The sequence below is a fragment of the Streptomyces sp. V4I2 genome, from assembly GCF_030817655.1.
Taxonomy (GTDB): domain Bacteria; phylum Actinomycetota; class Actinomycetes; order Streptomycetales; family Streptomycetaceae; genus Streptomyces; species Streptomyces plumbiresistens.
This window is the reverse complement of record NZ_JAUSZM010000003.1, coordinates 5,535,014-5,549,015: the sequence shown is the minus strand read 5'-3', so window position 1 is coordinate 5,549,015 and position 14,002 is coordinate 5,535,014. Positions and strand designations below refer to the sequence as shown.

10 protein-coding genes are annotated in these 14,002 nt (G+C 68.6%); 1 reads left to right on the top strand and 9 read right to left on the bottom strand.

The genetic code is table 11. From position 1 onward, the window contains the following. Positions 1–9: 9 nt before the first annotated feature. The 7 genes from trxA to QFZ76_RS26235 all read right to left on the bottom strand — a co-directional run bounded on the left by trxA (position 10) and on the right by QFZ76_RS26235 (position 9,756). Positions 10–342, bottom strand: a complete 333-nt coding sequence (gene trxA, locus QFZ76_RS26265) for a thioredoxin (RefSeq protein ID WP_217234882.1) — start codon at positions 340–342, stop codon at positions 10–12. Between the two features lie 42 nt (positions 343–384). After that, positions 385–1,353, bottom strand: a complete 969-nt coding sequence (gene trxB, locus QFZ76_RS26260) for a thioredoxin-disulfide reductase (protein WP_307676035.1) — start codon at positions 1,351–1,353, stop codon at positions 385–387. A 167-nt stretch (positions 1,354–1,520) separates the two neighbouring features. Continuing rightward, positions 1,521–2,444: an anti-sigma factor gene (locus QFZ76_RS26255; protein ID WP_307676034.1), complete on the bottom strand. Its 924-nt coding sequence runs from the start codon at positions 2,442–2,444 to the stop codon at positions 1,521–1,523. Further along, positions 2,441–3,166 (bottom strand): RNA polymerase sigma factor SigM, encoded by a 726-nt coding sequence (sigM, locus tag QFZ76_RS26250; protein ID WP_307676033.1) that lies wholly within the window; start codon positions 3,164–3,166, stop codon positions 2,441–2,443. Before sigM ends, QFZ76_RS26255 begins: the two co-directional genes overlap by 4 nt. A gap of 74 nt (positions 3,167–3,240) precedes the next feature. Beyond that, on the bottom strand, positions 3,241–4,932 hold the full coding sequence (locus QFZ76_RS26245) for a protein kinase family protein (RefSeq protein ID WP_307676032.1): 1,692 nt from the start codon (positions 4,930–4,932) through the stop codon (positions 3,241–3,243). Between the two features lie 118 nt (positions 4,933–5,050). Then, the gene (gene murJ / locus QFZ76_RS26240) at positions 5,051–7,318 is read right to left on the bottom strand and encodes a murein biosynthesis integral membrane protein MurJ (protein WP_307676031.1); all 2,268 of its coding nucleotides are present in this window, start codon (positions 7,316–7,318) and stop codon (positions 5,051–5,053) included. 44 nt (positions 7,319–7,362) lie between these two features. Further along, positions 7,363–9,756, bottom strand: a complete 2,394-nt coding sequence (locus QFZ76_RS26235) for a DUF6049 family protein (RefSeq protein WP_307676030.1) — start codon at positions 9,754–9,756, stop codon at positions 7,363–7,365. 257 nt (positions 9,757–10,013) lie between these two features. Here QFZ76_RS26235 and QFZ76_RS26230 point away from each other — a divergent pair, with 257 nt between their 5' ends. Continuing rightward, complete coding sequence (locus QFZ76_RS26230; RefSeq protein WP_307676029.1) at positions 10,014–11,456, top strand: CCA tRNA nucleotidyltransferase; 1,443 nt, start codon at positions 10,014–10,016, stop codon at positions 11,454–11,456. A 116-nt stretch (positions 11,457–11,572) separates the two neighbouring features. On the opposite strand, the gene QFZ76_RS26225 is transcribed toward QFZ76_RS26230, so the two are convergent. After that, on the bottom strand, positions 11,573–12,835 hold the full coding sequence (locus QFZ76_RS26225; protein ID WP_307676028.1) for an MFS transporter: 1,263 nt from the start codon (positions 12,833–12,835) through the stop codon (positions 11,573–11,575). A gap of 79 nt (positions 12,836–12,914) precedes the next feature. Next, the gene (locus QFZ76_RS26220; protein WP_266436686.1) at positions 12,915–13,997 is read right to left on the bottom strand and encodes an inositol-3-phosphate synthase; all 1,083 of its coding nucleotides are present in this window, start codon (positions 13,995–13,997) and stop codon (positions 12,915–12,917) included. Positions 13,998–14,002: the final 5 nt, after the last annotated feature.

Here is a 14,002-nt window from a genome sequence, read left to right as displayed (position 1 = left end):
CGTGAAACGTCACTCGGAGATGAAGTCCTCGAGGTCGCGGACGATCGCGGCCTTCGGCTTCGCACCGACGATGGTCTTGGCGACCTCGCCACCCTGGTACACGTTCAGGGTCGGGATGGACATGACGCCGTACTTGGCGGCCGTACCCGGGTTCTCGTCGATGTTCAGCTTGACGACCTCGATCTTGTCGCCGTACTCGGCGGCGATCGCCTCGAGGGACGGCGCGATCTGGCGGCACGGGCCGCACCAGGCAGCCCAGAAGTCCACCAGGACGGGCTTGTCGCTCTTGAGAACGTCCTGCTCGAAGGAATCGTCGGTCACATGCTTGAGGGTGCCGGCCACGGCGGGCTCCTTAACTGGTTGGTGCGGTGGGGCGGATGGGGGTCAGACGGAGGTCTTCTCGGGCTCAGCCTTCTCCTCGTCCGCGAGGGCGGCGAGGAAGCGCTCGGCGTCGAGGGCGGCGGAGCAGCCGGTGCCGGCCGCGGTGATCGCCTGGCGGTAGGTGTGGTCGACCACGTCACCGGCACCGAAGACACCGGTCAGGTTGGTCCGCGTGGAGGGCGCCTCCACCTTCAGGTAGCCCTCTTCGTCCAGTTCGAGCTGGCCCTTGAAGAGCTCGGTGCGCGGGTCGTGGCCGATCGCGATGAACAGGCCGGTGACCGGGAGAGCCGAGAGTTCGCCGGTCTTGAGGTTGCGCAGCTTCAGGCCCGAGAGCTTCTGGTCCCCCTGGATCTCGGCGACCTCGCTGTCCCAGACGAACTTGATCTTCGGGTCGGCGAAGGCACGCTCCTGCATCGCCTTGGAGGCGCGCAGGGTGTCACGGCGGTGGACGATCGTCACGGACTTGGCGAAGCGGGAGAGGAAGGTAGCCTCCTCCATCGCGGTGTCACCGCCGCCAATTACGGCGATGTCCTGGTCCTTGAAGAAGAAGCCGTCGCAGGTGGCGCACCAGGAGACTCCGCGGCCGGAGAGAGCGTCCTCGTTCGGCAGGCCGAGCTTGCGGTGCTGCGAGCCGGTGGTGACGATGACGGCCTTCGCCTGGTGGACGGTACCCGCGGTGTCGGTGACGGTCTTGATCTCACCACTCAGGTCGACGGAGACGACATCGTCCGGGATGAGCTCGGCGCCGAAGCGTTCGGCCTGGGCGCGCATGTTGTCCATGAGCTCGGGGCCCATGATGCCGTCCTGGAAGCCGGGGAAGTTCTCCACCTCGGTGGTGTTCATCAGCGCGCCACCCGCCGTAACGGCGCCCTCGAACACCAGCGGCTTCAGCGACGCGCGCGCGGTGTAGAGCGCCGCCGTGTAGCCGGCGGGCCCGGAGCCGATGATGATCACGTTTCGGACGTCACTCACGGCTTGATTCCTCGTCTCTGGACTGCGTCGTGGACCGGGGGAGCGTCTTTCAGAACTCTCACCCCACCCAACGGATCCTAAGGGGCGCGCATTCCCGCTGTGTCCGGGCACACGAGGATGCGCCACCGTACGAGATACCACGCAGGACGGAGACGAAGCGTGCGCGCTCAGGAGCCGGTGTAGGACTGCTTCAGCAAGACCTTGGCCGTAGCGGACGACTGCTTGCCCACACAGGTCGCGTCCATGAGATAGGCGGTGACCCGGGTGCCGTCAGGAGCGTCGGGAAGCACGACGAGGAGAGCTTCCGTCCCCTTGTAGATCCCCTTCTCGGTCCCGAGCGCTACGTCGTCGCGTCCGATGCCCTTCTGAATGCAGCTGGGGACCACCGGGTCCTTGAAGACCCTGGGCGAGTTGCCGGGGACGGATTCCATCCCGAGGCTGTCCGGAGCGCGGGAACCACTGTCGCCGCTCTGGTTCTGGGCGAGGAGATCGGAAACCTGCTGCTCCAGCTTCTCCTTGGAGAAGGTGTCCGCGGTGGTGGACTGGGCCTCGGGGGCGGACGGGTTGCCGTCGTTCAGCGAGGAGAACAGCACGGAACCGAATCCCAGGGCGGCGGCGGTGAACACAGCACCGAGGACGACCGCCCGGCGTCGACCGCCCCGCCGGGTCTCCTTGCGGCCCGGGCCGGTGGTCGAGGCTCGCGCGTTGCCTGCGGGGCGGTCGGTCGATGTTTCACGTGAAACAAGCGCGCTGTCGTCCGAGCCGGAGGCGGGCGACGTATCGGACAGGGACTGGGCGCTGATGGGTGCCGACGCGTCGACGGCGTGGGGAGCCGTAGCGTGCAGCAGAGCTTCCGCGGCGAGCGCGGCGTCGATCCGGCCGGCGACATCGGCAGGCATGCGCGGAGGACCCGGCAGAGTTCCGAGCAGTCCCCGGATCTCCTCCAGGGAGGCGTGGACATCCGCGCAGAGTTCGCACTCGGCCAGATGCTGTCGTACGTCCGCGGTCCGGGACGGCGGGAGCAGGCCTTCGGCGAGGTCCGAGATCTCCGCGACGCCCGGGTGCCCGGCTGTGTCAGTCGTGGATGTCACGCTCGCCCACCTCCGCCCTTCACTGCAGCTGAATCGCTTGGTCCGGTATCAGGCGGGCCCGCTTGACGCGGCCCCGCTGCGGGTGGGACGGATGTCCCCTGCGTCCGGTTCCGCCCCTCGCCCGCTTCTCTTTCGGCGCCGGTGTTTTCCGGCCGCAGATGCTTGAGCAGGGGGAGGAGTCTGGCTCGGCCACGGGCACAGCGGCTCTTCACCGTCCCGGTCGGCACGTCGAGGACGCGGGCCGCCTCGGCGACCGGGTAGCCCTGCATGTCGACCAGGACGAGCGCGGCCCGTTGGTCGGGAGGAAGGGTGCCGAGTGCCTCCAGGAGCTGACGGTGGAGGTCGTTTCGCTCCGCGGGCGCCGAGGCCGACTCGTGCGGCTCCAGCAGCTGCTCCAGGCGCTCGGTGTCGTCGACCGGAGACGTCTTGCGGGAGGCCGCCTTACGGGCGCGGTCCAGGCAGGCGTTCACTGTGATCCGGTGCAGCCACGTCGTGACCGCCGACTGGCCCCGGAAGGTGTGGGCGGCCCGGTAGGCGGAGACGAGGGCGTCCTGGACGGCGTCAGCGGCCTCCTCCCGGTCCCCCAGCGTCCGCAGGGCCACCGCCCAGAGCCGGTCCCGGTGCCGACGCACGAGTTCACCGAAGGCGTCGGCATCGCCCTCGACATGGCGGGCGAGCAGATCCTGATCGCTCACGTCGCCGTATCCGGCGCCTTCCGCCATGGGACCCCTCCCTCGCGGCGATCCTGCGTTCTCGCAGGATCGCCCTCCATCGTCGGCTGACGGACAGCAAGCCCCTAGCTGGTCACCTTGATGTCAGCGACCCGGCCGCGGAAGGTGCCTTGTTCCGTTTGCGGCAACTTGGTCAGCCAGACCAGCAGGTACCGGCTCTCGAAGGACTTGTCAGGCTTGAGCGTCACACTCGCACCGGAGCCCCCGGCGACCTTCGTGTAGGAGTCGAAGGACGTCGGCTGCGAACCTGCGTCACTGGAGGCGGCGAGAAGTTCGACCGACGTGTTCCCCACGAAGGAGACCGTCACCTTCCCGACCTGCTGCACCTTGCCGAGATCGAGGATGACACCGAGGCCCGGCTTCAGCCGCCCGAAGTCGGCGCTCGTGTAGAAGTCCGTCTGCCAGTACGTGCTGGAACTGCTGTCGTAGGTCTTGTGTATGTCGGACGGCTTCTCGGAGCCATCGCCGTACGGGTCGAAGTCGCTGGCCCCGCTGATGGCGATCGGCTTGCTGGGTGCCTGGGTCGGACTCTTGTCGTTCCCGTCCGTCGTCTGCGTCTGGTTCGTGTCGTCCGACTTGTTGCCCTGGTCCATGAGCGCATCCGCCAACTGCCAGCTGCCCAGGCCGAGGGCGGCGATGAGGAGGGCCGAGACGGCCCACTTCAGCGCCCTGCCGGTACGGCTCTGCAGTGGAGGCGGCGGGGCCTGAACAGGCTGCGTGACGCCCGGACGCGGCGCCTGACGGCCGTACGTGCCCTGCTGGTACGTCGTGCGCTGATAGTCCGGCGGGGCGGTGAACGCCGGCTCCGGCGGGCGGATGCGGGGCATCTCGCCGATCGCCTTCACCAGTTCCTCGGGCGTGGTGCACGGGGACTCGTGGCGGGAAGCGGTCGCGCCGTCGTTGGCGAGCGCCCGCATGGTCAGCTCGGACAGGCCGCGGTGGACACCGGCACGCACCTGGTCGGGGGCGATGAGGCCGATGTCCTTCGGTAGGCCGGACAGCCCGTAGGCGTCGTTCTCGTACGGCCAGCGCTGGGTGAGCGCTGCGTACAACAGCGCTCCGATCGCTTCCGTGTCGGTGCGCTGCGGGGTTTCGGAACTGATGCCGCGCAGCGCGGCGTTGACGGCGAGACCACGGATGCGCCACTGGCCGGTCGACGTGCGCAGCACGGCGTTGGGGTTCAGACGCAGATGGGCGAGGCCCTCGCGGTGGGCGGCGGCCATGGCGGAGGAGATCTGGCTGATCAACTGGTAGGCGTCGTACACCTCCAGAGGGCCGGAGGCGAGAAGCGTGGTCAGTTCGGTGGCGTCGGGCAGCCACTCGTGAACGACGTAGACGAGGTCGTTCTCCTCGACGGCGTCGAGGACTTGGACGAAGCGCGGATCGCCCAGCAGTGCAGAGGAGCGGGCCGCGGCCAGCACCGAACGGGCCCGCGAGTGATCCGCGGGCAGCAGGTGGACGCCGACGGCGCGACGCAGCTTCTCGTCCACGGCACGCCAACTGCTGAATCCGTTCAGACGGGTGACGCACTCCTCGAGCCGGTAGCGTCTGGCGAGCTTGTGTCCGCTGTGCAGCTCCGGTGGTGAGGCCTTTTCGGGACTCCCGGTCCCGCCACTCCCCTGTGCCTCGACGTCTTCCGTGTCCCGCTCCCGGTTCTTGGCCACCCCGTCGGCCGTGGACTGGTCCGCCTCGGCGGTCAGCGGCTCGTCACCGCTGTTGTCTGCCACGTCGACGGCAGCCGTGCTCCGTTCCGCCACCGTCGTTCCTGCCTCCCCATCCATTGCGCGCCATGCGACGCCGAAACCAATTGTGCCCACAGTCCGCCGCTATGCACGACACACAGTGGCGGACGATGGTTGTGCGCGTACCCCCGCCTCAGCGCCCCAGGCGCCCCCGGACCATGCCGACCAGTGAGTTCAGCTCCTCGATGCGCATCTTGCGGGCGGCGACGAAGAAGGTTCCGAGCAGTACCGCGCCGCCGGCGATCAGTGCCGCGAAGGAACCGAGGACGCCCTGACCCAGAGTGTGGCCGATGCCGTAGCAGGCGGCGCCGCTGAGCAGGGCCGCCGGTACCGAGGCGATGCAGAGACGGGCGTACGTCCGCAGGACGCGCCCGCCGTCCAGGTCCCCGCCCAGCCGCTTGCGCAGTCGGCGCCAGGCGACGCCGACTCCGATCGCGTACGCCAGGCCGTACGCGGCGGCCATGCCGACCACGGCCCAGCGAGCCGGCAGCACGATGAAGCAGACGGCGGAGGCCGCGGCGTTGACGGCTGCCACGATGACCGTGTTGTAGAAGGGGGTCCGGGTGTCCTCGTACGCGTAGAAGGCGCGCAGGACGACGTACTGCACCGAGTACGGGATCAGGCCGAGGCCGAAGGCCATCAGCATGTATCCCATGTTCGTCGCGGCGCTTGTGCCGGAGGAGCCGAAGATGAGCGTGCACATCGGGATGCCGAGCGAGACGAAGCCGAACGCGAGCGGCACGATCGCGACCGCAGTGGTGCGCAGGCCCTGCGAGATGTCGTCGCGCACGGCGCCGCCGTCGTCCTCCGCGGCCGAGCGCGAGATGCGCGGCAGCAGGGCGGCCATCAGGGAGACGGTGATGATGGCCTGCGGCAGGCCCCAGATGAGCTGGGCGTTGGCGTAGGCACTGAAGCCGGTGCCGGGGATCTTCGTGTCGGCGACCGACGCGGTGGCCAGCTGGGTGACGACGAGCGCGCCCGCCTGGTTGGCGAGGACGAACAGGATGGTCCACTTCGCGAGCATCGCGGCCTTGCCCAGGCCGTGGCCCCGCCAGTCGAAGCGCAGCCGCAGCCGGAACCCGGTCTCGCGCAGGTACGGGATCATCGCGAGGGCCTGCACCACCAGCCCGAGCAGGATGCCGATGCCGAGCAGTCGCTGACCTTCCGGCGGGATGTTCGTGACGCTCATGCCGGAGTGCTCGGCCGTGCCGTACACCCACAGGAACGTCCCGAGCGTCACGATGATGACGATGTTGTTCAGGACCGGGGTCCACATCATCGCGCCGAACCTGCCACGGGCGTTGAGGATCTGCCCCATCACCACGTGGACGCCCATGAAGAAGATGGAGGGCAGGAAGTAGCGGGTGAACGTGACGGCGACCTCGTTGGCCGCGGGGTCGCTCGCGACGGGGTTCGACAGAGCGTGCACCAGAAGCGGCGCCGCGAACATCGCGATCGCGGTGAGCGCGGCGAGTGCCACCATGACGAGCGTCAGCAGGCGGTTCGCGTACGCTTCACCGCCGTCCTCGTCGTCCTTCATGGCGCGCACGAGCTGCGGGACGAAGACGGAGTTCAGGCCGCCGCCGACGGTGAGGATGTAGATCATGGTCGGCAGCGTGTACGCCACCTGGAAGGAGTCACCCAGGAAGGCGGTGCCCAACGCCGAGACGATCAGCGCCGAGCGGACGAAGCCGGTGAGGCGGGAGACCATCGTGCCCGCCGCCATCACGGCGCTCGACTTCAGCAGGCCACCGGCCCGCCCGCCCTTCTTGGCGGTGGGCGCCGGAGCCGCGGTGGGCGTGGCGGTGAGGTTCATGGTCTGGTCGGCCGCGGGCGAGGGGGCCGCCGGAGCCCGGTACTGCGGCGCCGGTGCCTGCTCGCCCGGGGCCGCTGCCGGACCCGGCACTGACGGCGGGTCGTACTGCGGGAGGCCGCCGCCCTGCTGCTGGTCCCGGAAAAGGTGGGCGAAGGCATCCGGCTCGTGGCGTTCCCCGCCGGCCTGGGACACCAGGTCGTCGACGCCCACGAACTGGGTGGTGCGGGGATCGTCGCCGTACGGCAGGTACTGGGTCGGACCCTCCGGCTCCGGGGCCGGAGTCTGCGCCCACACGCGCGGGTCGGGGGCGTACGGCGACTGGGGGGGCTGGGCATACAGAGGCTGCTGCGGCTGGTATGTGCCCGGCGACGGCGGAGGGTGGGCCGCGCGGTCGTAGAGCGCCTTGGCGACGGGGTCCTGGGCGTAGAGATCCTGTGCCTGGTAGGGGTCCTGGTCGTAGGCATCCTGGAGGTACATGTCGGCGGGGGGCTGCGGCGGTACCTGGCCGTGCTCAGGCGGCGGGCCCTCGGGATGGCCCGAGGGGCCCGCGGCCTGGCCGCGGTCACCGTCGTACGGCGCGTTCATGGTTACCCCACCTCATCGTCCCGGGCCCACCGGCCACGACATCCTCAACGGTCCACTCTCTCACCCGTGCCGGACGGGTCTGCGCTTTCCGCTGGGGTGTCCGGTGTCGGGTCACTCTGGTGCTCAGGGTCGTCTGCCCGGGCCCGGGTGCCGGACTCTTCCTTGAGGCGGTCTTCGAGGCCCTCGGGGTTCTCTGGTCCGCGCTCGGCTTCGTCACCGCCTTCGGGGCCGTCCTCCTCGGCCTCACGGGCGGCCGCGCGCTTGCGCTGCGTGTACATCCGGAAGCCGGCAAGGACGAGCAGGAGGAAGCCGCCGCCGATGACCAGCATCACGGTCGCCGTGAACTCGGTGACCTTCACGTCGAAGGTTACGGGGTCGCCGTACTCCTGGCCGTCCTGCGTGTACAGCTGGGCGATCACCGTGGCCTTTCCGTTGGCCTTGGCCGTCGTGGTGAACTTCACCGTCTGGCTGTGACCGCCGGAGACCTCGATCCGTTGCTCGGAATAGGAATCGCCGTCGATCTCGAGGCGCTTCGGGCTCAGCGAGGTGAGCCGGAGCACCAAGCGGTCCACGCCCTGCACCAGGTTGTTCTGCACGGTCACCGGGAGGGTGGCGCTGCGGCCCGAGAGCTTGGTCTCCGACTTGTCGATCAGGTCGACCTGGCCGGTCAGTCCGGTGAGGTATTCGTGTACGTCGTTGCGGAAGCTGGTCGCCTCCGTGGCGCGGCCGCGCCAGGACGTGGACATCTCACGGTTCATCGCCCGTCCGAAGGGGGTCACCACCCGGGACTGGTTGGCGAGGATCACCTTGAAGTTGTCGAGCTTCTCCTGCGTGCCGGCGATCTGCTCGAAGGCCGACTTGGGCAGCTCCTGCTTGCGCAGCGAGGAGGGGTACTTGGACGTCGACGGCACCTTCGTGGTGGCGCCCGGGTCCGGCTTGGCCGTGGCTGCCGCCGTGAGTTCCTGGAACTGGGACCAGTTTCCGCCCTGCAGGGCCGTCACCGCTTCGGCCATGGCCTGGGCCTGGCGTGCCGACGGCATCCGCTGCGGGGCGACGACGATGCTGCGCTGCTTGTCCGTCTGAAGGTTGAGGGTGAGGCTCTGAGCCAGGAACTGCTGCACGGAGAGCGTGGCGGCGGAGGCCCTCAGCAGATCGCCCTGGAAGGCCATCGACAGCCGGGCGTCCGCGACGACCGCCGTGGTGCCGCCACCGATGGGCCGGGCCGCCGAGGGCGTGTACGGCAGGCCGCCGGTTTCTTGGAGGCTGTCACTGCGCGCGATGACCTTGTCCGCACCGGCCGAAGTGGCGACCTTGACGATCGACGGGTCGACGGCCCCTTCCACCGGCCAGGCGAAGTCGGTGGTCGGTTTCACGTGGAGGATCGTCTCCACGGTGTTCGTGACGACATCCGTGGCCTCGTTCAGACGGCTCAGCGAGCCGGTGACGCTCGTGCCGTTGTGTGCGAGCGAGGCGAGGTCCGGGTCGGCGAAGGGAAGGGCGACGACCTCTTTGTCCGCCGCGGCATCCTGCAGCTTGGCGAGCCACTGGCCCGCGAGCCTCTGATTCTGCTGGGAGCCCGGCCTGGTGGTGTTGCCCGACTTCACGCGGTAGGTGTTCGTCATCGCGTCGACCGAGGCCAGCAGGTCGGGGTCGACGACCCAGGTGACGTCGAGGTCCTTGCCCAGTGACACCAACTGGTCCAGCCGGCCTCCCGGGGCGATCTCCTTGGCGAGGTCATCGTTGAGGAAGACCGGCGTCTGCTGTTCGTTCGATCCCGTCTCCGCCGTCATGTGGACGGTGGAGATGAGCGGCCAGAGGTACGCCGTCTTCGTCTTCGTGTCGGCCTCGCCGGACTGCCACGGCAGGAACGTGCTCCGCGCGCCGAGCACCTGCTCCCAGGGCTGCGCGGCCGTCTCGCCGGAGAGCGAGACGGCGAACGGGTAGACCCCGCTGCTGCCGAGGTCGAGCTCGTCGACCGGAACCGAGATGGAGAAGCTCTCGGCAACGCCCGGTGTCAGCTTGGAGAACTTCTCGACGTACTTGCCGCCGATCTCCGGGCTCGTGACGGACTGGGTGCTGCTGCTGTTCCTGGCGGCGCTGTCGACGGCCGAGCGGGTGGTCAGCTCGCTTCCCACCCGCAGGCCCACGTGTGCGTCGGTGACGGTCTGCTTGCCGTTGTTGGTCACCGTGCCGGACACAGTCAGCGTGTCGCCGTCCGTGGGGGCGCTGGGGCTGAGCGTGTCGAGGGCCACGGACACCGTGCCCGAATCCGCGGCGGCCTGTGCCGAGGACTGACCGGCGGCGTGTGCGGACATGGCGGCGGGCAACTGGCACAGTCCGGCCAGGAGAGGCGCCCCGGCGAGCAGCGCTCCGGTGCGCCGCAGCCAGCGGCGGGCAGGTGAGGGACTCGTCCCCTGGAAGTCTGCCGCCTCGGCCACGCGCTCGCCCGTCCCTCGTCGTCGTCAGTGGTCGTCGGAATGTGCGTCCACGCATGGTAACGATGCGCGCTGAGGGGAAGTGCCGCGGACTGCTCCACAAGATCGGGGGACACGGTCGTGCTGTCCCGAATGTGCACGTATAAAGAGGATCGCCTCCGTGGGTCTCATGGGCAGGCCTTGTGCAGGTCGGGGTGGAGGGTCTGTGCCCGTTTAATGGAGGAGCTCGCGGTCGCCCGGGCCACGTACCCTCTTTTGTTGTGCCGAACGCCAACGAAGACAACTCCAGTGCCCTGAGTCAGGTGCAGCACCGCGCGGTGATTGAGCTGCTGCGAGTCGCCCCAGTCGCCGACGACCTCGCCCGCCGTTTCCAGAAGGCCGGGTTCTCACTCGCCCTGGTCGGCGGCTCGGTCCGGGACGCGTTGCTCGGCCGGCTCGGCAATGACCTGGACTTCACGACCGACGCCCGACCTCAGGACGTACTGAAGATCGTGCGGCCGTGGGCGGACTCCGTGTGGGAGGTCGGTATCGCCTTCGGCACGGTCGGGGTGCAGAAGGACGGCTACCAGATCGAGGTGACCACCTACCGGTCGGAGGCGTACGACCGGACCTCACGCAAGCCCGAGGTGTCGTACGGCGACTCCATCGAGGAGGACCTGGTCCGGCGCGACTTCACCGTGAACGCGATGGCTGTCGCGCTGCCGGAGAAGGAGTTCATCGATCCGCACGGCGGCCTGGACGACCTGGCGGCGCGCGTACTGCGCACCCCGGGCACGCCCGAGGAGTCCTTCTCGGACGACCCGCTGCGGATGATGCGGGCCGCACGCTTCGCGGCGCAGCTCGACTTCGAGGTGGCCCCCGAGGTCGTGACAGCGATGAAGGACATGTCCGAGCGTATCGAGATCGTCTCTGCCGAGCGGGTACGGGACGAGCTGAACAAGCTGATCCTCTCCGCGCACCCGCGCGAGGGTCTGACACTGCTGGTCGACACGGGGATCGCCGACCATGTCCTGCCCGAGCTTCCGGCCCTGCGGCTGGAGAGCGACGAGCACCACCGGCACAAGGACGTCTACGAACACACGCTGATCGTTCTGGAGCAGGCGATCGCGCTGGAGGGAAACGGTCCCGACCTCGTCCTCCGCCTCGCCGCACTGCTGCACGACATCGGCAAGCCGCGCACGCGCCGCTTCGAGAAGGACGGCCGGGTCTCGTTCCACCACCACGAGGTGGTCGGGGCGAAGATGACCAAGAAGCGCATGACCGCGTTGAAGTACTCCAATGATCTGGTGAAGGACGTCTCGCATCTGGTCGAACTCCACCTGCGCTTCCACGGGTACGGCACCGGGGAGTGGACCGACTCTGCGGTCCGTCGCTATGTCCGGGACGCGGGACCGCTCCTGGACCGTCTCCACAAGCTGACCCGGTCGGACTGCACGACCCGGAACAAGCGCAAGGCGGCCGCACTGTCGCGAGCGTACGACGGCCTGGAAGAGCGGATCACCCAGCTTCAGGAGAAGGAGGAGCTCGATGCGATCCGGCCCGACCTGGACGGCAACCAGATCATGGAGATCCTCGGCGTCGGGCCCGGTCCCGCTGTCGGCCGTGCGTACAAGCACATGCTGGAGCTTCGTCTGGAGAACGGGCCGATGGGGCCCGACGAGGCGGTGGCCGCACTCAAGGAGTGGTGGTCCGAGCAGGACTGAGGCCGTGGAACGGGGGCATGTTTCACGTGAAACATGCCCCCGGATGCGGAAGAGAGCCGGCGGCGGATGCGCTTGCAGGCAGGCGATGTTTCACGTGAAACATCGCCTGGCGACACTCACTGGCGTTCAGAGCGAGCCAGAGCAACGGCAACCACTCCATAGATGACGCCGATCGTGACCACCAACGGCACCGAGCGGCCATCCGGCGGCAGCATCAGGGCCGCCACGGCAGCGGCAGCGACGAAGGCGACGTTGAAGAGCACGTCGTAGACGGAGAAGATCCGGCCGCGGAAGCCGTCCTCGACCGAGGACTGGACGATCGTGTCTGTGGCGATCTTCGCGCCCTGGGTCGTCAGGCCCAGCACGAAGGCCGCGGCGAGCATGGGTGCGGTGGCGAACGGCAGGCCGAGGGAAGGCTCCAGGATCGAGGCGGCCGCAGCGCACACGACGATCCACGTGCCGGCCCCGAGTCGGCCGGCAGTCCAGGGCGTCACGACGGCCGCCGCGAAGAAGCCGGCGCCCGAGATCCCCAACGCCAGCCCCAGCAGGGCGAGTCCGTCGTCGGCGTTCGAAGCGAACTCGTACCGGCAGAGCATCAGCAGCATGACCAGCAGGGAGCCGTAGCAGAACCGCATCAACGCCATCGCGCCGAGCGCTCGAGCGGCCGACCGGCGGGAAGGCGCAGCGAGGTGGCGTACGCCCGCCACGAGGTCGCGGGCAGTGCCGGCGAGTGCTGCCCCGATCCGGGGCTTCACCAACTGGCGGTCGGGCCCCAGGAGTTCCGGTGACATACGCAGCGATGCGAGCGCTCCGCACAGGTACAGGGCGGCTCCCAGCAGCACCACGGCAGCATCCGAGTCCGCGACCACCAGCCGTACGGCGAAGGCGAGACCACCGCCCGCGGTCGCGGCGAGCGTTCCGGCGGTCGGGGAAAGGGAGTTGGCGATCATCAGGCGGTCAGCGTCGACCACGCGGGGCAGCGCGGCGGACAGGCCGGACAGGATGAAACGGTTGACGGCCGTGACGCACAGCGCGGAGACGTAGAAGAGCCAGTCGGGGACCTGGCTGACGATCAGGACAGCCGTCACCGATGCCATCAGGGCGCGCACCAGGTTGCCGTAGAGGAAGACCTGGCGGCGGCGCCAGCGGTCCAGCAGGACGCCGGCGAAGGGGCCCACCAAGGAGTAAGGCAGCAACAGGATGGCCATCGCGGAGGCGATGGCGGTGGCCGAGGTCTGCTTCTCCGGCGAGAAGACGACGTAGGAGGCGAGCGCGACCTGGTAGACGCCGTCGGCGCCCTGCGAGAGCAGACGTACGGCGAGGAGGCGTCGGAAGTTCCGGAAGCGGAGCAGGACGCGCAGGTCACGGACGACGGCCATGGGGCACAGCCTCACATACGGGGAGGGTCCCCGGGCGTAATGCCCCGGGGACCCTCAACAAGCCGAAAAGACAGACGTCTTAGCGCTCGACCTCGCCCTTGATGAACTTCTCGACGTTGTCGTAGGCCTCGTCGTCGAAGTACTGGACCGGCGGGGACTTCATGAAGTACGAGGACGCCGACAGGATCGGGCCACCGATGCCGCGGTCCTTGGCGATCTTCGCGGCACGCAGGGCGTCGATGATGACACCCGCGGAGTTCGGGGAGTCCCAGACCTCGAGCTTGTACTCCAGGTTCAGCGGGACATCACCGAAGGCACGGCCCTCGAGACGGACGTAGGCCCACTTGCGGTCGTCCAGCCAGGCCACGTAGTCCGAGGGACCGATGTGGACGTTCTTCGCGCCCATGTCACGGTCGGGGATCTGCGAGGTGACGGCCTGCGTCTTCGAGATCTTCTTGGACTCGAGGCGGTCGCGCTCCAGCATGTTCTTGAAGTCCATGTTGCCGCCGACGTTGAGCTGCATGGTGCGCTCGAGACGGACACCGCGGTCCTCGAACAGCTTCGCCATCACACGGTGGGTGATGGTGGCGCCGACCTGCGACTTGATGTCGTCGCCGACGATCGGGACGCCCGCCTCGGTGAACTTGTCCGCCCACTCCTTGGTGCCGGCGATGAAGACCGGGAGAGCGTTGACGAACGCGACCTTGGCGTCGATGGCGGCCTGGGCGTAGAACTTCGCCGCGTCCTCGGAACCGACGGGCAGGTAGCAGACGAGGACGTCAACTTGCCTGTCCTTGAGGATCTGGACCACGTCGACCGGGGTCTCGTCGGACTCCTCGATGGTCTCGCGGTAGTACTTGCCGAGACCGTCGAGCGTGTGCCCGCGCTGGACCGTGATGCCCTTGTTCGGGACGTCGCAGATCTTGATGGTGTTGTTCTCGCTGGCACCGATGGCGTCCGAGAGGTCGAGGCCGACCTTCTTCGCGTCGACGTCGAAGGCGGCGACGAACTCGACGTCACCGACGTGGTAGTCGCCGAACTGGACGTGCATCAGGCCCGGGACCTTGGACGCCGGGTCGGCGTCCTTGTAGTACTCGACGCCCTGCACCAGCGAGGCGGCGCAGTTGCCCACGCCGACGATGGCTACGCGAACCGAACCCATTCCGG